At 58.6% G+C, this 21,761-nt stretch carries 19 protein-coding genes; 9 read left to right on the forward strand and 10 right to left on the reverse strand.

Annotation, left to right across the window (positions count from 1 at the left end):
- Window positions 1-475: 475 nt before the first annotated feature.
- The gene (locus G7067_RS05665; RefSeq protein ID WP_166322628.1) at window positions 476-1,087 is read left to right on the forward strand and encodes a ScbR family autoregulator-binding transcription factor; all 612 of its coding nucleotides are present in this window, start codon (window positions 476-478) and stop codon (window positions 1,085-1,087) included.
- A 42-nt stretch (window positions 1,088-1,129) separates the two neighbouring features.
- Here the strand turns inward: G7067_RS05665 and G7067_RS05670 are convergent, their stop codons facing one another.
- From G7067_RS05670 to G7067_RS15185, 5 genes are all read right to left on the reverse strand, one after another.
- Window positions 1,130-2,803 (reverse strand): ABC transporter ATP-binding protein, encoded by a 1,674-nt coding sequence (locus G7067_RS05670; protein WP_166322630.1) that lies wholly within the window; start codon window positions 2,801-2,803, stop codon window positions 1,130-1,132.
- Between the two features lie 95 nt (window positions 2,804-2,898).
- Window positions 2,899-3,327 (reverse strand): lasso peptide biosynthesis B2 protein, encoded by a 429-nt coding sequence (locus G7067_RS15180; protein ID WP_166322632.1) that lies wholly within the window; start codon window positions 3,325-3,327, stop codon window positions 2,899-2,901.
- Window positions 3,317-3,553: a PqqD family peptide modification chaperone gene (locus tag G7067_RS05680; RefSeq protein WP_166322634.1), complete on the reverse strand. Its 237-nt coding sequence runs from the start codon at window positions 3,551-3,553 to the stop codon at window positions 3,317-3,319. The genes G7067_RS15180 and G7067_RS05680 overlap by 11 nt, the downstream gene beginning before the upstream one ends.
- Window positions 3,554-3,561: 8 nt before the next feature.
- The gene (locus G7067_RS05685; RefSeq protein ID WP_341872872.1) at window positions 3,562-5,376 is read right to left on the reverse strand and encodes an asparagine synthase-related protein; all 1,815 of its coding nucleotides are present in this window, start codon (window positions 5,374-5,376) and stop codon (window positions 3,562-3,564) included.
- 18 nt (window positions 5,377-5,394) lie between these two features.
- Window positions 5,395-5,511, reverse strand: a complete 117-nt coding sequence (locus tag G7067_RS15185; RefSeq protein ID WP_425280697.1) for a keywimysin-related RiPP — start codon at window positions 5,509-5,511, stop codon at window positions 5,395-5,397.
- Window positions 5,512-5,718: 207 nt separating this feature from the next.
- Between G7067_RS15185 and mobF the strand changes: the two genes are divergently transcribed.
- The 3 genes from mobF to G7067_RS05695 all read left to right on the forward strand — a co-directional run bounded on the left by mobF (window position 5,719) and on the right by G7067_RS05695 (window position 9,905).
- Window positions 5,719-6,894: a MobF family relaxase gene (gene mobF / locus G7067_RS14175; protein WP_244301334.1), complete on the forward strand. Its 1,176-nt coding sequence runs from the start codon at window positions 5,719-5,721 to the stop codon at window positions 6,892-6,894.
- Entirely contained in the window at window positions 6,858-9,218 is a 2,361-nt protein-coding gene (locus G7067_RS05690) for an ATP-dependent DNA helicase (protein WP_244301286.1), read from the forward strand. The genes mobF and G7067_RS05690 overlap by 37 nt, the downstream gene beginning before the upstream one ends.
- Window positions 9,219-9,518: 300 nt before the next feature.
- Window positions 9,519-9,905, forward strand: coding sequence for a hypothetical protein (locus G7067_RS05695; protein ID WP_166322638.1), 387 nt, complete (start codon window positions 9,519-9,521; stop codon window positions 9,903-9,905).
- Window positions 9,906-10,066: 161 nt separating this feature from the next.
- Here the strand turns inward: G7067_RS05695 and G7067_RS05700 are convergent, their stop codons facing one another.
- The gene (locus G7067_RS05700; RefSeq protein ID WP_166322640.1) at window positions 10,067-10,819 is read right to left on the reverse strand and encodes a hypothetical protein; all 753 of its coding nucleotides are present in this window, start codon (window positions 10,817-10,819) and stop codon (window positions 10,067-10,069) included.
- Window positions 10,820-11,241: 422 nt separating this feature from the next.
- Entirely contained in the window at window positions 11,242-11,619 is a 378-nt protein-coding gene (locus tag G7067_RS05705) for an SOS response-associated peptidase (protein WP_166322642.1), read from the reverse strand.
- Between the two features lie 482 nt (window positions 11,620-12,101).
- On the opposite strand from G7067_RS05705, the gene G7067_RS05710 reads away from it, so the two are divergent.
- The gene (locus G7067_RS05710; RefSeq protein ID WP_166322644.1) at window positions 12,102-12,419 is read left to right on the forward strand and encodes a DUF6907 domain-containing protein; all 318 of its coding nucleotides are present in this window, start codon (window positions 12,102-12,104) and stop codon (window positions 12,417-12,419) included.
- Window positions 12,420-12,583: 164 nt separating this feature from the next.
- Here G7067_RS05710 and G7067_RS05715 read toward each other — a convergent pair whose 3' ends face one another.
- Complete coding sequence (locus G7067_RS05715) at window positions 12,584-15,400, reverse strand: hypothetical protein (protein WP_166322646.1); 2,817 nt, start codon at window positions 15,398-15,400, stop codon at window positions 12,584-12,586.
- 441 nt (window positions 15,401-15,841) lie between these two features.
- Here G7067_RS05715 and G7067_RS05720 point away from each other — a divergent pair, with 441 nt between their 5' ends.
- Window positions 15,842-16,174, forward strand: a complete 333-nt coding sequence (locus G7067_RS05720; RefSeq protein WP_244301287.1) for a sulfate permease — start codon at window positions 15,842-15,844, stop codon at window positions 16,172-16,174.
- Between the two features lie 52 nt (window positions 16,175-16,226).
- Here the strand turns inward: G7067_RS05720 and G7067_RS05725 are convergent, their stop codons facing one another.
- Complete coding sequence (locus G7067_RS05725; protein WP_166322650.1) at window positions 16,227-16,739, reverse strand: hypothetical protein; 513 nt, start codon at window positions 16,737-16,739, stop codon at window positions 16,227-16,229.
- A 605-nt stretch (window positions 16,740-17,344) separates the two neighbouring features.
- Between G7067_RS05725 and G7067_RS05730 the strand changes: the two genes are divergently transcribed.
- The 3 genes from G7067_RS05730 (at window position 17,345) to G7067_RS05740 (ending at window position 20,360) form a co-directional block, all read left to right on the forward strand.
- The gene (locus G7067_RS05730) at window positions 17,345-18,037 is read left to right on the forward strand and encodes a MerR family transcriptional regulator (RefSeq protein ID WP_166322652.1); all 693 of its coding nucleotides are present in this window, start codon (window positions 17,345-17,347) and stop codon (window positions 18,035-18,037) included.
- Window positions 18,038-18,476: 439 nt separating this feature from the next.
- Complete coding sequence (locus tag G7067_RS05735; RefSeq protein ID WP_166322654.1) at window positions 18,477-19,061, forward strand: DUF6037 family protein; 585 nt, start codon at window positions 18,477-18,479, stop codon at window positions 19,059-19,061.
- A 378-nt stretch (window positions 19,062-19,439) separates the two neighbouring features.
- A complete protein-coding gene (locus G7067_RS05740) occupies window positions 19,440-20,360 on the forward strand; it encodes a hypothetical protein (protein ID WP_166322656.1) in 921 nt (306 codons plus the stop codon).
- A 3-nt stretch (window positions 20,361-20,363) separates the two neighbouring features.
- Here the strand turns inward: G7067_RS05740 and G7067_RS05745 are convergent, their stop codons facing one another.
- A complete protein-coding gene (locus G7067_RS05745; RefSeq protein ID WP_166322658.1) occupies window positions 20,364-21,443 on the reverse strand; it encodes a hypothetical protein in 1,080 nt (359 codons plus the stop codon).
- Between the last annotated feature and the right edge of the window lie 318 nt (window positions 21,444-21,761).

Consider the following 21,761-nt stretch of genomic DNA (forward strand, 5'->3'; position numbering starts at 1 on the left):
TACCGATGCACGCGAGCCGTGGCCCCTCAGTGATCTTCGCGGGCCAGCCAGGTTGTCCTGCTCACCTGAGTTTAAGAGCAGTCCACACGATCGGCAATCAACGACCAAGGCCCCGAGGTAACTCTGACTTGCCAGTCGGCTGATACACGGTGGGAGGATGCCCAAGCGTTTCTTCGCCTCGGGTCAAGGAGCCGACAGGTTGAAGGCACCAGGCGATATCGGAGCCCCTAAGTCCCAACGATCGGTTGGTGCTCTCGCTCCTAGGGATCTGAACCCAAACACCCAGTCTTCGTTATCTGCGCGACACTCTCCACTTGAAGGAAAGCCTTCGCCACTGACGAGCGATACACCAGACGTCTATCGACACTCCGGTCAATGTTGACTTCACTCGTCAGCATAATGCGACCTCCCGTGAGCGTGTTCGATAGACTCTTGCATACTGTCCGGTCAGTCAACGAAGGTGAAGAGCTGCATCATGACCCTTAACAAGCGCGAAGCCCAAAGGGGCGCCACTAAGGCCGCCATTCTCCAAGCCGCCAGCGAAGAGTTTGACGCGCGAGGCTACGCAGGTACTGCCATCAGCGACATCGCAAACCGGCTAGACCTAACGAAAGGCTCCGTTTACTTTCATTTTCCGTCGAAAGCCCTACTCGCCATCGAGATCGTAGACAGATACTTTTCTGCGTGGGTACCAATGCTGGAGGAGGTCGAATCGCGCGGATTGAGTGGACTCACAGCAATTAGATGGGTTAGCGAGCAGGCAGCCGCAAGCTATCGCGATAATGCAACTATTAGAGCGTCGGTGCGGCTTATGCGTGAAGCCTCACTGATAGATGCAGAAATGCCAACGCCTTTCGTTGACTGGATGGAGAACACCCATCGCTGGCTCATCCAGGCGCGAGATGCTGGCGAGCTTAGGGACGGACTCGATCTCGAGGACGCGGCCTGGCATATTGTTGCGGTTTTTCACGGTATCCAGGAAGTCGCGAGTCGACTAGGCGAATGCGCTCAACTAGCGTCGAAAAATGCGACGATCTGGTCGCTACTACTAAAGGGCATCGAATCTGGAAATGAAACCAAGGCCTGAACAGGGTAATTTTCTCGCGCTTATCGAGCCAGCTCCCATTGGCTATGATGCACCTTTCATCGCACGGACAAGGGTATCGTTGTCACTCAGTTGCTCAATCGGCCCCGATCCGGCCACTTTTCCACCTTCGAGAACTACGATCGAGTCAGCCGATTGAATTAGCGCCGCACGGTGAGTTATCACGAGGACTAGGTGCGCCTTGGCCAAACGGCGAATTGCTTCCGCAACGAGACGTTCGTTCTCGACGTCGAGACTTGAACTAGGTTCGTCAAAGAGATAAATGGGTGAAGGTGTTAGAAGTGCGCGGGCTAGCGCGACACGTTGTCTTTCACCGCCTGATAATGCATGGCCACGCTCCCCAACCCTCGAATCTAGGCCGTTCGGCAATTCCGAGATGAACTGACCGAGCCCACTTTGAACAAGTGCCTCAACAAGCCGTTCATCTCCAGCAGCAAGTTCACTGGCAATCCTTCCATAGAGCAAGTTCTCACGAAGCGTTCCATCAAGAAGCGGCGAATCCTGATCAACCAAGGTGAGCATGCGGCGATGATCAAACGGATCCAAATCCAGGATACTCGCTCCATTCACAAGTATGCGACCAGAAGAAGGAGTCATGAATTGTTCAAGCAGATTGATAATGGTGGACTTGCCAGCGCCCGACGGACCGACAATTGCGGCAATTCCTGGGCCTTGAAGACTAAACGTCACATTGTCTATCGCGTTCCTTTCATCGTCATAGCTTGCGGTGACGCCCTTAAACTCAATGGACGTCGGTGCGTGGAGGTTGTAGTTCGCTGCGCCTCTATCTTCGTAGTCCCGTCTCCTTTCGGAACCGAGCATCTTCGTATCCTCAATTCGCTGGAGCCCCGCGAGGCCCTGCTGCAACGTGGCCAAAGCGCCGAATAGTCCAGCAAGAGGCATCACGAGATAAGTGGCGTAGAGCAGGAAAGCGACAAGGTCACCGATATCCATTTCCCCCTTCGCTACTCGGATTCCACCGAGCAATAACACAATGAGCAAAGCACCATTGACTGCGAGCTCGATCGCGGGACTCACCAAGGCACCTAGGCGTGCCGCACGAAGACCACCGTTATAGGCCTCATCGGTAGAGGCGTCGAGGCGAGTTCGCTCATCTTCTTCCGCCGAAAATGCTTTGACTGTGCGAATCGAGCCGAGAATACGTTCAAGATCAGCAGCATACTGTCCAACGGCTCCTTGGGCACGCTCAGTGGCGACTCGAATACCAGCAAGAACAGTTACAACAAGTAGCGCAGCGACAACGATAGTGACGACCATTACCAAAAGAAGAGTCTTGTCAAGGCTGAGCATTAAGATCAGTGTACCTACACCATAAATGGCAACGGAGAACAACTGCACCAGACTCGTCGAGAGCATTTGTCTCACTACGGTGGTGTCACTAGTAGCCCTCGCCAGCAAGTCACCGGATCTGAATCGAGAGAGAGCCTTCAACGGCGCGCTGAGTATGCGCTTTCCGATGGATTTACGAAGATCGCGGGCCACGTTTTCGCTAACGCGTTCAAGTAGATATTGGGAGAGCGCGTCAATCACGGCACCAACTACAAACAGCCCGGCAAGAGCTACGATAAGCCCGCCAATTCTACCTTCATTGCTAACCTTATCAATGAGCGTCTTTGTCAGCCAGGGTTGCGTAAGTGCCACCACCGCACCGACAGCCGTCAGTGCGAGCGCGAACACGAGTGCCGTTCTGTGACCTCGAAACAGCCGAACCGCTGACCATATGTTAGCGCGCGGCTCTTCGTTTTCAAGGCTCGTGGGCTTGGAGGAGCGCATCATTCTTCCTTCCATCGGACGCTGTCAAGGACAGCAAATTGACCCGGTTCGATCCCTTCCGCCACGGGATGACCGTTGACTTCGACCCATGCGTGCGCACCAAATGGCGCAGTAGTTCGCACACCAACACACCAGTCAGCAAAGCCGCCTTCTGCGCGGCAGAGTAGGGCGACTGCTATTGACCGCGGGACGCATCCTTCACGATGGGCACAGCGCACGCTTAATGCGATCACTTGAGCCCTCGCTTGTTTTGCATCATCCAAGCTTGAGGGCTTTCTGCTGGTGTTGAGGAGCTTCAAAAACCAAATGATTCGTCGAGGCTTGAGTTTGCAGAGCAGAAATGCGACCCCAATTGCAGTGCGTACTTTTATCCTACGGAGAACGCTCATCGGACTCTTCGGCTGAGATATCGTCACTTCATAGCTCATGGGTAAGACCGGCCTTTTCAAGTTCTTTTAGAAGCGCCAACAGGTCTTGCTCGATTAGCTCGACGGGGGCCTCGTATTCTTGGCCGAGTGCAATCGCGACCTCGCTCACCGACATTCCTTGTCGGAGCATGGTTATCAGTTGCAAGCCTGTCTCAGTTAGGTTCCAGTAGGTCCCGGTTTTCTTGTCAAGTAAGATCGCACCATACTCGGTTGGTGCAATCGACACCGACTCCTTCAGACTCGTCCCCATTGAACCTCCTCCTCCCTTTGTGCTCTTGCCCACATTTCCACGGCAAGTGTTTGGTCAAACATCCCCAAATCCATCCTCGGATCGGTAGGCCATTGAATCAGGCGACGAAGTAGAGGTTCGTCGATCAACCCTTCTCTGCTGAGGACAGAGTTTGTGAAGACTTGAATGAGTTTTTCTGCATTTTGCTCGAGTCCGCGGTATTCGTCACTCACCGCCATGCCTTTGGTGTTCCGTGATGTTGTTTTGTCTGAAAGGAACGGGGATGCGACTTCCGCTAATAACGGCTTGTATCGCCTAAGCGAATACCGAAGGCGCGGAGACAGCCCAAAGGCTGCTCGGGCGACACGATCATCAAAGTATGGGGAAGCAAGATGAACGCCGAGAGCCGCAGTTGCTTGCTCAAGCGGGCGAAGGGCTTCGGTTCCTGATTGGACTGAATTCCACTGGAGGTGATCCAATAGTTTTCCAGCCCTAAGATCATGCCCCTCCTCGAGGAGTTCGGCGGCAACCTGAGCACGCGCATCGGTCGTCACCCATGATGGCACGGATGGCAAGAACTCCCACATAAGAGCATCTGGCACAGTCTGATCTGAGCTGATGGCGTGCGCGGAGTGTCTCAGCCAATTGGAGTAGGTGCGACGACTAAAGGCCCCACGTATGATCCCTGAGAGGCCGACTCCTATTGAGGTACGAGCTTCCCTTCGCTCTTTCCACCACATAACTGGATCGCCGAGGTAATGCTGTGGCAATGGAGTAAACAGATGATCGCCTCCCATTCCAGTGAAATGGGTCCTTGATCCTAGTTTCGCCATGTCAAGGTACCCAGCAACTTGCCGAGGTATATCTAGGATGGTGGGAGTTGGCTCATCGAACAACAAGCCAGAATCAGAGATGTCAATGTGGTCGTAGAAGAATGGCAACTCCGCTGGTTCTATTACGGTATGCCTCACTGCTGAACCTAGTTCTCCGACAACCTGCCTTGACCAGGTGAGATCATCGTCCCCGGGGTCGCGACTCGCCATGGTTAGTGCTTCAAGTTGACCCACGCACTCCAATCCGATTGAGGCAACGCAAGCAGAGTCTATTCCCGATACGTCGGCGCTAACGAGGCTTGCATTTGAGGAGTGGGCTTTCACGGACTGGCGAAGTTCCTCTCGTATCACTTCGCTTCCACTTGAGAAGGATAGAGAAATCGACTCCTGAGGGCTCCGAGCCAGTTCTGTTGCAAATGGAGCGCCTCGATTCGCGATGATGAATGAGCCGGGAGGAACGGTGCTCACTGAGGGCCACATGGTGTTCTGACGTGATCCCGCGTGGACACCGAGGAGGCGCGATGCAAGGCGGGACTTTGAATATGTTTCGTTCAATACCCACGCAAGCAACTGAGCGTGGCTTGCGATGATCCAGCCGTTTCCGGTTTGGGTGACATATACGCGCTTGGTGCCGCTTCGGGTTCCCTCCACTCGGACGAACTCTTCATCATGCGCCAAGGAATGAAAACTTCCGCCTGCCATGAGTGGGTCAAGCGCCCTGACGCTAGAAGCGCCGTGCAAGCTGTCGCGTATCGCCTGGGGGCTGGCGCTGATCGAGCCGAGTAGAACTATCGACCGGTCGCTAGTGGTCGCATGGATGACTTCATCCTGGTCCCAGCTGCCGACTAGCCATGTGCGCCCGGATTGATATGAAATTCTGCTGCTTTGCGCCTTAAAGCCTCCAGGCGGCCGGGGTGAAGGCATGGCGGGAGCCGACTCAATGTCGGGTAGCGCCACAAACCAGCTCTCGCCATGTCTTCTGGTCATTTCAACTCCTGTGTTGAACTAGAGCCCGAGAGGGACCCGGATGCGGGGCTCGGGGATACCGCGCCGAAGGAACCCTGTGTCCTTCTCGAATGATCCCACTCGAATCAGCCAAGGCTGGATATACGTCTTCTTCATCTCACTTCACCTCCTCACATACCGTACGGCTAGTCAGTAAATAATCGCACATGATGACGCTCTGCACAAGAGGTTCGTCAGAATTGCCTCGTTGAACTCACGCGTCCCTCAGCCGCTCAACTGACAAAGGAGTAGCCATAGGTGAACCCAGATCGGATGCCGCCAGATCTGCCGTACCTGCATGACATGACGGTGTCGATCAGAGTGATGAGCGCTGGTCAGGGGTACCGGTACTTACTCAGTTCAGTTGCGGTCAATGATGGGGACTTAGGCTCCGTGTCCACGTTGACAAGGTATTACACCGAGACTGGAACCCCGCCGGGGCGCTGGCAGGGTGCAGGTCTCGCCGGTCTCGCCGGTCGAATCTCGAGCAATGATGAGGTGAGCGAGCAGCAGCTTCGGTTGCTCATGGGGGCTGGTAAGGATCCCACCACTGGTGAGTTGCTTGGACGTCCCTATCGGCAGTTCGCCACCGCAGCGCAGCGGGTCGAGCGTCGGATCGACAGACTTCCAAAGGGTCTCTCCCGAGACGAGAGGGACGATCAGGTCGCATTGATCGAGACGGAGGAGGCTAAGAAGCCTACTGCTGCTCCTGTGGCAGGCTTCGATCTGACGTTTTCGGTGCCGAAGTCGGTGTCCACGCTGTGGGCGGTCGCTGATGCTGGGATGCAGGCGTTGATCGCGCAAGCACACCACGCTGCGATCCAGGATGTGATCGGGCTGCTCGAGCGCGATGTTGCGATGACCCGTGTCGGTGCAGCTGGACCGCGCGGTGCTGTTGCACAAGTTGAGGTGCACGGTGTGGTGGCGACCGCCTATGACCATTACGACTCTCGCTCTGCAGATCCTCAGCTACACACCCACGTCGTTGTTGCGAACCGGGTACAAGCAGTACGCGACGGGAAGTGGCGGACCTTGGACTCGCGCGCGCTGCACGGTGCAATCACGGGGCTGTCCGAGCACTACAACGCAGTTCTCTCCGACCACCTAGCGGCGCTGGTCGGTGTTAGTTGGGAAGCCCGGGAACGTGGCCCAGGGAGGTCGACCGCGTGGGAGATCGCCGGGGTGCCACAAGCGTTGATGGATGAGTTCTCCTCCCGCACTCGTGATCTTGAGCTAGTCAAGGAGCGACTGGTCGCGGAGTACCGCGAAAAGCATGGGCGGGAGCCGTCCTCGAAAGTGCTGTGGAAGTTGCGTCAACAGGCGACCCTAGAGACTCGGCCAGCCAAACAGCACCATTCACTCAATGACCTCACCACCATGTGGCGCAGCCGCGCCGAGGGCTTCTTCACCAAGATGCTTCGACCTGGGCTCGCACGCTCATCTCAGAGAGCACACAGGAGCCGATGCTGCGCGCCGACGACCTCGCTCTCGACGACTTGACCGATGTCGCAGAGGTAGTGGTGGAGGTTGTGGGAGGTCGTCGTGCGACGTGGAAGCGATGGAATCTGCACGCCGAAGCCGTCAGGCAAACGATGGGGCTTCGGTTCGCTTCGACCGCTGACCGGGACGCGGTAGTGGGCATGATCGTTGACGCTGCCGAACGAGCCTCGCTCCAGCTCACGCCCGGCGAACTCGCATCCACCCCAGCAGTGTTCCTCCAGCGCGACGGTTCCAGCGCGTTTCGTCCCAAGGCATCGCTTGTCTACACCTCGGAGAAGATGCTGGCCGCCGAGGACCGCCTCCTTGCTGCCTCATCGCAGCGAACCGCCCCAACCCTTCCGATCGCGCTCGTCGACCATGTCGCACAGAAGCCTGGCCCCAGCGGGCACACCCTGTCTACAGAACAGCAGCAGGCGGTCGCGAAGATCGCCGTCTCCGGACGAACCCTCGATCTCCTCGTCGGTCCGGCAGGCACAGGAAAGACCACCACTATGAGCGGACTGCACCGAGCTTGGGAACGCGCACATGGACGCGGATCGGTGATTGGCCTGGCCCCGTCGGCCGTGGCCGCTGAGGTGCTCGCAACAGACCTCGGGATCAGCACTGAGAACACCGCGAAATGGCTACACGAGCACCATCACGGCCGATGGAACCTCACCGCCAATCAGCTCGTCATCATTGACGAGGCCTCGCTAGCCGGCACCCTCGCACTCGACGCCATCACCGCCCACGCCGCAGAGGCCGGGGCGAAGGTGCTGCTGGTCGGTGACTGGGGCCAGTTGACCGCGGTGGACGCGGGCGGCGCGTTCGGGATGCTGGTGCGCGACCGCGGCGACGCCCCGCAACTGATGGATGTGCGCCGGTTCCGCAACGACTGGGAAAAGCAGGCTTCGCTCGCCCTGCGCATCGGTGACACCGACGTCATCGACACCTACATTAACAATGACCGCATCATCCACGGTGCCTACGAGACGATCCTCGACCAATCCTACGGAGCCTGGCTCACCGACCGTGCGGCAGGTCTCACGTCCGTGCTCATCGCAGAAACCCTAGACACGGTCGCAGATCTCAACGCTCGTGCCCGCACCGACCGGATCGTCGCAGGAGAAGTCGCCCCCGACGGCCTGCGCCTTCACGACGGCAACGAAGCCTCCGCCGGTGACATCGTCATCACTCGCCGCAACGACCGGCGCCTCTCGCTCGGGCGCGGCTGGGTCAAGAACGGTGACCGCTGGATCGTCACCGCCACCAACAACGACGGATCCCTCACCGCCCGCCGAGAAAAGTCCAAATGGCGCACTACCATCACCCTCCCCGCTGCCTATGTCGCCACCGACCTGGAACTCGGCTACGCCATCACCACACACCGTGCCGAGGGCTCAACCCTCGACACCGGTCACGCCATCGTCCATTCCCCAGAGATGACTCGAGAAGCCCTCTACGTCTCAGGCACCCGCGGACGGGAAGCCAACCACATCTACGTCGCTACCGACCAACACCACCTCGAGGAACACCAACATCGCGACGACCTCACCATGACCGCACGCAGCATCCTGTACGGAATCCTCCAACACGAAGGTGCAGAGAAGTCAGCACACGAGACCATCCGCGCAGAGCAAGATACGTGGGGTTCACTGTGGCAGCTCGCTGCTGAGCACGAAACAATCGCCAACGAAGCCCAACAACAACGCTGGATCACGCTCTGCGAAGAAGGCGGCCTCACCGCCGAACAGATCGATGACCTCATCGATTCTGAATCCTTCGGGATCCTCGCCACAGAACTACGCCGCCTAGAAGCAGCCGGGCACCGCATCGACGCCCTCCTGCCGAGGGTCATCCGGGCAGGCCGCCTGAATGAGGTAGAAGACCTTGGGTCATTGCTGCGATACCGGGTCACCACAGTGGCAGCCGCGTACCCGCCAGTGAAGTCACCTGAAGCCGGTCTCATCGCAGGGCTCATCCCCAGGGCTATCGGAATCACCGACGACGACATGGCACGTGCCCTCACCGGACGAGAGGAACTCATCACCAAACGTGCCGCAGCCCAAACCCGGCTCGCCCTCGAGCAACGCGAGCCCTGGATCGAGACACTGAACCCCCGACTATCGCCTCCGGAGCTGCTAGCTCAGATGGAACTCATCGTTGCCTACCGCGACCGCTGGGGTATCACTGCAACAAGCCCCCTCGGAACGATCCCCGATGACGACGCCCAACGCATCGACTACAAACGAGCCCAAGTGCACCTGAAAACATCGAGCACACAGAAAGCACCCGTTGAGCGCGCCAAACAAAGTCAGTCACGGATCTCTCAACGCGCCTTCTAGTATCATCTCGTATGCCTACTCAATTTCTTACTTGGTGTTATGCAGGCGCACTAGTCCCAGTTCTGCATTTTTGCGTGAGAAACTCGGCACGGCACGGACTTTCGGAACCAAAACGGTGATCTCAATGGCGGCTCAAATGGAAAAAGTCATACTACGAGCGTGTTCGGCTAGTCTATCGGTGCATAGCTAATTTGAGGACTGTCGCTGTGATTGTGAGGAATAATGTTCACCCCATGTCCAAACGAGCCGTCCAAGCCCTATTCGTTTGCAGATGAGCCGTCATGGCCGACGGTGATCGATGTGAGCACCGGTGACCGAATTTCCGTCCCTCCCTTTGCTACAACCAAGCAAGCGTGTGAGCGTGCGGAAATGATCCGAAGTGCGCGTCTCCGCAAACTACGAGTCTTTCCGGATCACGGTCGTGACTGGCCACTGTGGGACGATTCTGAGCAATACACAGTATGTCCTAGCGACTATGGATTGTCTGCTCAGTTAACCGATCGGCTACGACTCTGGATGGACGAATGGATAGCGCTGGCAAATGCTGCTTTGCGTTCTGACGACCAGTACGAGGGAGCAAAGGTGAGTTCAAGCTGGTTCGATCTGGGCGACGAGATCACTCGGGAGATCGCCATTGAGGTGTGGAATACTGCGGATGTCTACCCGGAATTTCGGCGTTTTTTTTGAGAAGATCCACCCTATTCGAGCAAGCATGCACCCCTCCTTTGAAAAGCTCGTCCGATCGCAAAGAAGCAACACCCAATAGGTACTTCTCTAACAGGTGGCTTGATCGCGGCGTGATCTCCTACGCCACTATCAAGCCACCTTGTAGACCGTGTTGGAGGCGTCTACGTGTTGCAGTTTTGACGCCTTGATGGGAATGCAGTAATCAGTCTCTTATTATTCATGGAGACTACGGCTTCTGATCTGAAGCTATACACGATTTTGTTTGTTTTCGTATTGTAGAGGCCAAGCGTTACTGAGCCACACGCCTTCTGTGAAACATTGCTGTAATTCATCTCGAACCCGGTCAGAGCGTTATTTGCCGATAGCCACATCAGGTCATCCCAAGAACTCATAGCGTAGGTACTGGGGATCCACCCTTGTGCCTTTGCGTTGTCGAAAACTTTAGACCAGTGCTCACCATGGGTTTCTGAAATGTGTTTGTACCCCATGCTGCTGTTGCCAAAGGTGAACGATGCCTTATACCAATCAAACTCGCCTCTGTATTGAAATTCTCTGATAACGAAGTTCGAGTTGTTAAACGAGTAGCATTGATTCCACTGATAAAGATCAAGAAGGTACGGTGAAATGTCGCTACTCGCCGGGGCCTCAACCGGGTCAGCAGCTGGGACCCAAGTGCCATCAGCCGCTAGCATCACTATCTCAATTTCTCCTACCGTGGCCCCATTGCTCTCTACCGGCCCCTCCTCTGACTGATCGGGCGGCTCCTCCTGTAACTCAGGGAGTATCGTCTCCAGCTCGTCTTCCACGTCTGGAGACGAAGAGGTTGCCTGGGCAATAGAAGGCGTCAGGGCTAGCGCCAAAGAAATACATGCACCTACTGCTACTACAGCACTTTTGCGGCGTTTGGTTTTCATATTCGATCTGCTCCTTTGAAGATTTCGAACAAGACCCCGCAATAGAGCACGACGCCTTTCTCTGACAGTAACAGATATTTACTACAAATGTAAAGTAGCTCGCTGCAGCAATTGGGCCTGATCTGCTGGCCTATGGCGGCGTCTAGCCTCGCGTTGATCGTTGCGTGTCACCGAACGACCAGCTAGTGTTCGAGAGAATCGCCTGTGCGGTGGAAACGATGCGCAGGTTTGGCGCCGATCTGAGTACCGCCCTCGTTCGGTAGAAGTTAACTGCACGTGATGCGGCCGGGGTTGGGGCGTTTTCGCCCAACTCATTACCGGTGATTGGGAGAGGCGGTCCGCGCATATCGAGAACTCCAAAGTGCATCTAGAGGTGATGCAAATGCCTGAGAGGGGTTACTTCTAGTACGAGTCAATGCACGCTAGACCGGTCCTGCTGCCCTCGTTGCAGCCATAGCCAGCGATTCCTCCTTAGAGGCATGTTGCGCTCGCGTAACCAAATCTAGGTCGCCTGCTTGGTCAGGATTTGGCCATTCGGTGCGGAGGTCAGCCGGAATCAGCAGGGGCATGCGGGACTCCCCACGGGAGGAGACGACGGTTGAGGCTTCGCCGACTCCGTGTCGGGTGACCATCGAGTAGCTCGTACTCTCGGTGCCGTCGTCTTCAACCCGGGGTGCGGTGATTGCTGCGATCGTGAACAGTTCGCCTCCTGGCAGCGCCCACTGTTTCTTGCCTTCGGAGTACCAGATCGCCGGGATGAGTGCCCTGTGCTGGAATGCGGCACTCCACCGCTTGACCAATGCGTCGTCTCGGGAGTTGAACGCCGTGAACCTCGCTGGCCGACCATCGATATGGAGCCACCACCAGGCGAGCTGCACCCTCGCTGCACCGTTCTCAACCAGGATCAGGGGTTGCGGTTGGTGCCTCGTTTTTGCTCTCGGGTGGTGATCGCTTTCCCGCCCCAGTCATGCATCCACTCGTCCAGCGCCGCTGGACCTTCGTGCACATCAAGTGGTTCCAGCCCAGATAGCGTCTGGGCGGACCTGTCGTATGGGCCTCCGCCCAGACCATAGCTTGCGCACATATCCTCAGCGTAAGAACCGCCAAAGATCTGGTCTACCCCAATCGCGATTCGACGCCCAGGCCCCTCTCAGCTGCCCGCTTCCCGTCGACGACCGTCTGCAGATTTCGGCTCGTCGTGGTGTACGAAGTTTGCGCTGGAATGTGGCAGTGTCTTGTGTCGCCCGCGGCACACGTCATCGCGGGTAGAACGGATATTCACATGACACAACCGACTCCAGCACACTGCCCACCGTGGTGCACGGCCGACCACCCGGCGGACGAACTTCCCGATGACCAGATACATCGAAGCGATGGGGCGCAGTTTCCGGCCGTGACTCGCCGCCGAGTCTACGCAGAGGGCCGGTTCCGGCCAGAGAGCGAAGCCGCCGAATTCCATGTCGAGGCATCCTCTCCCTTCGGGACAGAGGAAATCTGGGTGACAATCGCCCACGACAACGGTGCGATCGAAACAACGGTTGACGGTATCCCGCGGCTCCAACGAGCGCTCGAGGACGTGATGCAGCAACTCCGACAATGACCACAAGCCCGAGCCTGTAGGCCGTATCGTCAAGCGACCAAGCCGTAAGCTCGTGGAGGCGTGGAGAACCGGCTTGGTTCTCCACGCCTCCACTCCAGGAACGGCTACGCTTCCTCCGCCCCGCTTACCAGCTGCGCCTCACCGTCCCCTACCTTCGCGCGTTGCTAACGTGCACGACGCGCCCACAGTGCCGTGCCGCCAGCAGCGATCAGTGCGAGAGCGAGACCAGCTGCAGCCCACGCCTCGCGGCCAGCTCCGGTCCGCGCGAGAGGCTCGCTCGGGGACGGTGGTGGTGTGTCAAGGACTGTGGTTGTTTCGTTGTCAGCTCCGCAGGTGCCGCGGTGCAGCATCGTCCCATCGGCGGTGTAGAGCGTCTCGATCCAGAAGTAGGTGCCAGCCTGCTCAAAGACCGTCTCGGCGGAGGTGTAGTCCCCGGGACCAGTGACAGGAGTGAGTGTGTCATGGGTGTCAAACGCGAGGTTCTTCGCCTCACAGACCGGTGTCTTCCCGGTCTGCCGGTAGGCCTGGAACGCCAACACCGCACCCTTAGGCACGTCGCCGGTGACCGTTGCGACGTCGTGGGCAGGCTGACCCAAAGTCACCTCAGGGACGGCTCCCGTCGATACCGTGAACTCCGCTGGTCTTGCGGAGATGATCGTGGTCTCGCCTGGTGCCCCGAAGAAGCCCTCCGCGAGCACTTGTCCGTCCGGGCCGTAGAGCGTCTCGATCCAGAACACCAGCCCCGGCTTGTCGACTTTCGTCTTTCCTGAGTCGTAGGTGCCCGGCCCATTCACCGGTACCGGCTCAGATGTGTAGAAGGGCTCCGGCTCATCGGCTGCTGCTGGCTGCTCCGGGAAGGGACCGTAGGCGCGGAACACCAAGGTCGACCCTGCCGGGACCGTGCCGGTGACGATCGCATGGTCACGGATCGGGTCGCCCACCAACGCGTCCGGGGTCGCCTGAGTCACCACTGACACAGGTGACGGCGGGGGCGGCGGGACGTAGAAACGTTCGAGGATGTCACCCGGTGAGGACCGGTACGGTTGCACCCGGTCATCACCAACGAAGTCTGAGACGACCACATAGTACCCGGGATCTGTGGGGCGTATCTCGTCGGAGTCTGTGTAGCCCAACTTGTAGGTGCCGTTGCGTGCCGGAGTGGACAGCTCCATCAGCACCGGTGCGCCTTCCAGCTCGATGTCGTCGGTCAAGACCGTATCGCTCTCGAATGGCCCGTAGACGGTGTGGGTGATCACGTCGACGTCGGAGCCCCAGTATCCGTCTCCGGTAAAGTCGCCGTGGTTGTCGGGGAACCCAGACACCGTGATGGTGTCGAAGGCGCGACCTCCCGGGTGCACGTTGTACTCACGCACCTCTGAGGTCACCCGGCCGGGCCATCGCACCGACGTTGACTCAACTGGGATCCCGAAGTTGTCGGCCCAGTTGTCAGCAATGTAGTCCCGATACTGTGCGGGCTGGCTTGAGAGCTTAACCTCCCACACCCATGTCACAAACCCAGCATCTGGGTGGAGCACGGGCGGGGAGGTGTAGATCCCGGGACCTGTCGCCGTCACCTGCACCCGGCCCAACACTTTCGCATCCGAAGGGACCCCTGTTTGCTCAATCGGTGGCAAAGATCCGGCGACTTGGTAGGCCGTGCCATCGAGCACTACCGGAATGTAGACGCCCGCGATCTTGAGCCATGCCCCATTGGTTGACGACACCGTGATCGTGTCAGTGACCTCATCACCAGGAACCGCCAAGCGTGCATCCGCTTTCGACACTGCCTCTGGTTGGAACGGACCCACATGTGTCTCGGTCACCCGTCCGAAATGGTCGATGAACGAGGCACGAATGTACTTCCCATTCTGCCCCTGCGCGGCTTTGTCGATCTGCCACACCCACGTGTAGAACCCTGACCCCGGCGCTCGAAGCGTTCCCGGTGACCGGTATTCGCCCGTCCCACGATCGAGCAGCACCGTCTCCGATCCCACCACAGGAGCACCATCGGGGACCTTTTCTGACTGTGCAGGCTGTTCATCGAAAGGCCCGTACAGTGTGCCCTTCGCAGTCAGCGGCACGGGGTGACCGTCGACGTTGATCCATGCCCCGGTGCCCACTGTCGAGACGGTCAAAAGATCAACGAAGGGCTCACCATCAGCAACGAACTTCGCCGCCACGGTGGTGCCGATGACGGGTTGAAAGTCCAGTGCGATCCAGGGCGTTTGTGCGGCAGCCGTCACCGCGGCCGGTGTTCCATTGGCCAGCAACCGTTGCGCCCCCGGGGTCTCGTACAGGTTCACGCGAGCGCCGAGTCCCGCCCCACTATATGAAGCAGAGGCTTCAATCTGGTACTGCGGAGCCCCAACAGCAGGCTTGCCGACAATCGGATACGTGCCGCTGCCCAGCGCCCTCGAACTCGTCCCATCTAGGAACACCGCGTCTGTCAAAACCACGTTCCCGCTCAACGCTGGCGTTGAGAGAGCAACGGTCAATGACCCGTTGAACTGGTCTTGCATCGCAATCGACAAACTCACCGTCGGATCCACCGCGTGATTGGCTTCTGCCTCCGCTCGCATCGCGCCTAGATTCGCCAGAACTGCGTCACGGTAGGCCGTAGGAACCCGGCGAATGAACCACGCATCACCGTGCATCCCATGCGAGTGATACGTGTCAGGGTCGCCGATATCCCACACGAAGAGTTGGACCGCTGCAGTGATGTTCGGGTCTTGGGAGTCACCCCACCGAGACAAGACGTAGTTGAGCTTCGCTAACGCCGTCTTGGACAGCTGCCCGCCTGTGTGATTGGTGATATCAGTGACTGTCGTTGGTCCTGAAGTGGGTGAGTTCAACGGTGATGGCGCACCTGAGTCCAGGCAGTACACCTGACGACCGTCCGACTCTGCAACGAACGCGCCCACGGTCCCGGCACCATTGAGATCACCGTGTCCTGGCCCCAAGAGCGCCGCCTGCGCACTCATACCCAGACCCAACACGCCACTGGTCGCAAGCACCGCGCTAACCGCCACAACACTTAGCAAACGTCGCAGCCCCCGACGCAGAGATCTCACCCCGGTGGAGACGCGGCAGCGATTGGTGGATGAGTTGACTGGGGACGCATGATCTACCTCGTTTCCGCACCACATCGCACAACAGCCAATGTGGTCGCCTGAGCTGACGCGATGCACCCATGCCGAGGCACCGCCAAAAGACAGGTACGGATACCACCTCCACCACGAAACCGACCTGTCGTTTCCCCACGATCAGGGGTAAAATGGTCAGTAGCTGGAAAGACCAAACGCCGAGCCAGGCCAATAGCCTGGCAATGCAGACCTCTCCGCCAGGGGAATCCCACCACACAGGACCAGCCGCAAACACTGACGTTCGCCCCTGCGCCTGAAAGCGAGAACCTGGCCATGCTCATGACTACTTTGTGGAACCTGTCCACCCGCACGTTCCTGCTCCTGCGCCGCACCCCAGTCAACCGGCTCCTCGACAAGATCCGCACCCGTCAAGGACTCAAGTGGGGCGTGCCCGCTATGACGCTCGGCCTCGTCTACTTCCTCGCCGCAGCCATCTGCACGACGCTCATCGACGGGGGCTGGAGCACATGGCTCTACCTGCCCTTCCTGCTCTTCGCCTACAACGGCATGAAGCTCATCCTCATGGGACCCATCAGCCTCATACTCCTCGCCCGCGCACGCACACGAGAAGTCATCGCACACCGCCGAGAAAAGAAGTTCACCCGGGTATGAACACCGCGCAGCAATTCCCCAGGCGTAGTCAGTCGTTCACCACGGATGCCGCTCAGGGCTCGAGAAGGTCCTCCCACGCCTCAGGGGCGACGATGTCAGAGACAGGTTGACTAAGCAAACCCGTATCGATGACGTACTCGTGCTCACCACGAGCCTTATTGAACGTAGCCAACACTGCCACCCGTGGTGCATCGATCTCATAGATCCTGAGGGGACGACTCCCGAAACCGTCGAACCGCGTCGCAAACCAGTGTGCCTTCGGAAAACTACTCGTCCACGACAGGTCAGCCTGATGCCCCTCTGTAGCTGCCCGATACAGATGAACAGTCTCGGGCAACAAAAGTCGAGCACGAAGCTCCGTCTCTCTGAGATAGTGGCCTTCATCCACGCCTGCCATCGCGTACAGCGTCAGCCACGACTCCTGATCGGCCATCCGGCCCGGCCACTCACACGTCGTCCACGCATCTTCAAGCCCTTTACGCAGCTCACGATCGCTTAGTGCCCCCGCGACAACCGCCGAGAAAAGCAGCTCCGGCTTCTCATTGCGACCGATACGTGCAGACAACGCCTCCCAACTCACCCCTGGACGAATGGGATTTCTTGGAGGTCGCGCAAGTCCAGCTCTTCCCGAAGCCCACTCAACGATGTCCTCAAACCGATCTTGACCTTGTGGGCCGATCTGCCGATCGCCGCTTAGAGAACGTTCCATGAGCGGGTCCCCCTCCCCATTGAAGCTGGCCTGTGTAGTATCTCGTACTCCACAAACAAGTATGAATTGTGGACACCGGACCCGGCGGGTTCATCGCAAAAGCCAGCTTCTGACGCTGAGCGTCAGCGACCGCTCTGCTACTGGATCCGCCACTCGCCGACCGCCTCATACCGGGAGTCGCTGATGGTCTCTCCGGCCCCGGCTCCAGCGTGTAGTGCTTGAGGTTCCCGGCCCAGTACCGCAAGATGCGCCCCAGTTCCTCCTGCACTGTGCCATCGAGCTGTTCGAGATCCACCTCGAGTCGAAACTTCATGTCACGTCCTTCCCTGTCGAATCGGTAGTTCAAGTGTGACATTCAAGTGCTGTTATAAACTTTGGGGAACTCGTCAGGCGGGGAACGGGTGAAGAGTTGTGAGAGAGGTAGCCTTGTGAGGCCGGTGGACGTGGCTCGGGAGGTGGGGGTGACCCCGCAGACCATCCGCAACTGGGAAGCTGATGGTGCATTGCCACGCGCGGAACGCACCACGAGTGGATATCGGCGATACGACGAGAACCATGTGCGAGCCGCTCGCGCGTACCGAGCTTTGTCAGCGGGCCACGGCCCAGCAATCGCTCACGAGGTCATGACCCTGGCTACAGCTGGAGGCTTCGACGAAGCGTTGGCTCGGCTCGACGCCAGCCACGCGGTGCTGCATTGTCAACGCCGGGAACTGCACGACCTATCGGTAGCGCTGCACTCGGTGCTCGACGACGCACCCCTTCCCGCCCCGACCGTAGATCGGGTCAGTATCGGCGAACTGGCGAAGATGCTCGGCGTGAAGACATCCACGCTTCGCGTCTGGGAAGACGCGGGGCTACTCAGCGCAGAACGCGATCCGCATACCCAGCGCCGCTCCTACACAGAGCCTCAAATGCACATCGCCCGGATCATCCGCCTGCTGCGACAAGGAGGGTATCTTTTCGAACGCATCAGCCCTATCGTGGTGGTCATAAGCAGCGCAGGATCGCTAGCAGCACTGGAACGCGCGCTCGACGAGCGCTCTCGCTCCCTCAGCGCCCGTTCACGCCAGGCGCTCAACGGAGCCGCCGAGCTACACAATTACGCCGAGCAACTGGCCTCAGACGGAGCCGGATACATTCAGCCACACTCCTAGCCATGCGTCCCTGGAAGCTCGACCTCACACGGGTGCGCAGCAAGGTGCACATACTCTTCGGGGCCGACGACCGCTCTCCTTTCTCCGAACCACGGCGAGACACTGAGTCAACGAATTCCCGGTGCCGTCCGTGACGTGATACCGCAAGTCGGCGGCGCACTGTTGTGGACACACTCCGCGAAAGCCCTCACCAGCACCCTTGGCTAGTGCTCGGATGATCTGAGATGTGCTGGCGTGGGGCGCAGACGTGGCAGCTCCTGGAGTAGGCAGACCCCGGCAAGTGAGTTGAAGCTAGGGCGAGGATGGTTCCTGAGGAATGAGATGATTAAGTGTGGTGACAGCCACACAAGAGTCATCTTCAGGCTTGGAGGACACCATGGGTCAACGCCCCGCGAGGACCGCTGCAGTTAGACGTCCTGTGGGCGGGAGTAAACCGACGATGGAACTGCCCGCACTCCGTCTGCTGCACCAGCGCATGAGACAAGAGAGTGTGGACCGCACGACTTTCAGCTATCGCAACAATCGAGCCCGCCTGGATGTGGTCTTCCTTGTTGATGAAAACCCATATGTCCTCCTCATCGGTGCTCGCAGCGAGGCCCCTTACTCCTTCGAACTTCCCGTCCTGCCGGGTTACCGAGTACCGTTACTGTTCAATGAGCGATTGAAGCCTTTGATGGACGCCCTCGGTGTGCGCCCAAACCCTGATTCTCCCTTCCGAACGAGCCTGTTCCTCAAAGACCTCAATGAGCACATCCCAGACTTCGTAAACGCGCGCGACCTACCGACTGACATGCTCTCTCGTCGAATCGCAGCATCCAACGTGGAAGAGGCCGACAAGATCTACTTCGTCGGATGGATTGCACACAATGACGGGCGGAACGTCAGCCCGAAGAACCTTGACAAAACGCGCCGGATCTTGGGCGCTGCAACCGCAGACCGATGCCAGCGCAGCAACGTGAGTACCCGATGGAGCGCCGTCGCGGCAGACCGTTCGGCCATTGGTCCAGTCCCTGACCCAAGGTAATGCATCGAGCAGCGAACCTAGGAGGTTGACGATGAAGAACGCAATCGAAACGCTGCTCACTTAAGCCTCATACCAAATCCAAGAGGCGTATTCCCGACTGCATGGCCTCACTTCAGTTACTACAGCACACACGAGCCTCCGGCGCGGATGTCGGTGAGGCAAATCGCGCACTAGACGTGTCCATTGCATCCGCGCTGACGCATATGACGGTCCGTTGAGCAGCAGCACGCCTAGGCCTGATCACCGCGCTCGAACACACAGCACCCACCGTGATCTGGCGTTAACGTGCAACTGGGCGTAGTCCGAAAAGGAAGCTTAGGATTTCAGCGCGCGGAGATGCGAAGATGAGAGAGGTCGAAGCAGGAGTAAGGGGTAGATATGCCAGATATTGGAGATGAGCTGATCTACCGGTTGCGGGACTACTCGACGTCGGAACATGTTCGGGTCATCGAGATCGACTCTCGCAAGAAGACTCCGCGATACGTCGTTGAGTTCTTGGCCAGTGACAAAGCAGGGGTGCAAGAGAACGTGCCCCGGGGTCGACTTCGCGGGCCATGGTCAGATGTCGTGGCTTACGACGAGCTTATGGCGAACTGGGAGCGGATCGATCAGACGGAGCTGACTGATCCAGAACAGTCGGCGGTCGCCCAGGTCTTCGAGCTACTGATCCCCGAAGACGTCGCTGAGTGCGAATGGTCACCCGTCCGGGACTCGACGCGCATCCACAAGCGAGAGGAACTGCAGGCGCTGATCGGTATCACCGTTGATGACCTTCTTGCTCAAGCAGAGGGCTTCGAGCTCGATGGTGACGTCATGCTCTCCGTAGACGGAACCCTCGCAGTCGCCGAGTACGCCTGTCGTATCAACCCCATGCCGGTGCTCGACTGGGTCCTGGAAGACGAGAAAGAACATCGAGACAACAGCAAGAACGGCCGCCCGGCCGTCAGCTACGACAAACGCGCCTACACGACCTCCCCTGAGTGGGAGTACCAGTGGTATCTCGAGCATGGACGTCCAGTTCACGAACTGTTGCGCTCTTGGTGCGGGCAGCGAGCTGCAACCCTTCAAGAACGGCTTGGCGCTGCCGAAGCTGAGAATCGGCGCCTGGATGAGCTCATGACCCGCATCTTCGATGAACTCAAGCGGCTCGGTCACACGCAAGCTGTTGAGCACCTCATCCGTACATACGAGGAGGACCGGATTACCCCTGCCAATTACCGGCCTGTCGTCGATCGTCCGCTCAAACCTTCCGAGATCCCAGTCCGCTACGTCAAGGCACCGCGGCGCTGGGGATACTGAACATCACTGCCTGTGGTAGGGCCTGGAGGGAGACAGGTCGCTTCTGGAAGGCTTGGGAATCGCCGGGAACTTTGCCTCCTGCGGAAGCGGATCGATCCTGCAGGCTTCAGCTTCAACATGTCGTGCCCACTCCAGAGCTTCTTCTCGTTGCTGCCCCTCGCATGCCGCGGCGACCTCGTGGATAGCCGCCGCGTACCGGCGCAGACGACCCGCTTCCTCCCACCTCTTCGCCTGAGCCTTCATAGCATCAGCAACGAACCGCTTCCGGTACGCGGCTACTGCGACCATCCGGTCGTTGTCCTCCTGCTGGCGTCGAGCGATCTCGCGTTCTTCTACCGCTTGACGAAGCTGGACACAGCGTTCACGACGCAGGCTCATCTCCTCCAGCACCTGGGCCAAATCATCTTCCATCGCATGCTCGTCGGTGTCATGCCAGCTGCTCGCCCAGAACTTTCCGCCCTCACCCTCAAGCACCAGCCCGAGATGCTTTGCAGGGACATCGTCGAAGTCAGGGAACAAGAACCCTTGCTGCACTCGTTCGATCTCCCGGCGCGTTGGTTCGTGCGGCTCCATGAGCATCTGCTGGGTAAACCACAACCGGAAGCTGTCGCGTTCGATCGTGAACACGATCTCGTCCCGGCGCGTCGCGTCGCGGTAGGAGTAGCCCGGGTTCAGCGGCTGGTTCAGGACTGCCTTGACAAACATCCCGCGATCACGAGCTGCAGCAGTCAAAGCCTCGACTATGCGTAAGGCGCGTTTGCGAGGACCGCCAACAACCTGAAAAGTCTTGCTTTCGGAGAGCGCTGTAGTGACATCACTCGGATCATGTAGGCGACCGGGCACAAGGATTGGGTCGAGCACCCGGGTCTGCCACTCCGGGAGCGGCTCAAGACACACCGACAACTCGTTGCCGGAGAGCCGCAAGATCGTGATCTGCATCCCCTCGGGGACGAGCCCGCGTCGTCTCGCCAGTGCAGCAAGACGACTGTAGCTAGCTTCTTCGCTTCTGGGCACTACAAGCCGATGATCTTCAGCAGCATCAAGAGTGAGCATCAGCTGCACGGTCTTAACCGGCTGCTTCACCCGCGCTGTAGATACGGCACCCTTTTGTGACACTGACGCCGAGGTAGTCTCCCCGGTACGCGACTCGTCTGGAGGAACGGCATCCACACCCAATGCCGCTCGCGGGGACTGGCCTCGCGTTCTTGACCGTCGTCTGGGTGTGCGCCGTGCTCAACGTAGTAGAGACCGGCGTCAGTGAGCGACGCAGACCAACCGTCGCCATGACCACTCACTTTCAGAAGGCCCCGGTTGTGGAGTGCTCGAGCAGAGACTCGATGCGACCAATCGCTATACACACCGGCAGGGCAGCCGTTGTGCACCCACTTCAGCACTTCCAAC

Origin of the sequence: Leucobacter insecticola, assembly GCF_011382965.1 — a bacterium.
GTDB classification, from domain to species: domain Bacteria; phylum Actinomycetota; class Actinomycetes; order Actinomycetales; family Microbacteriaceae; genus Leucobacter; species Leucobacter insecticola.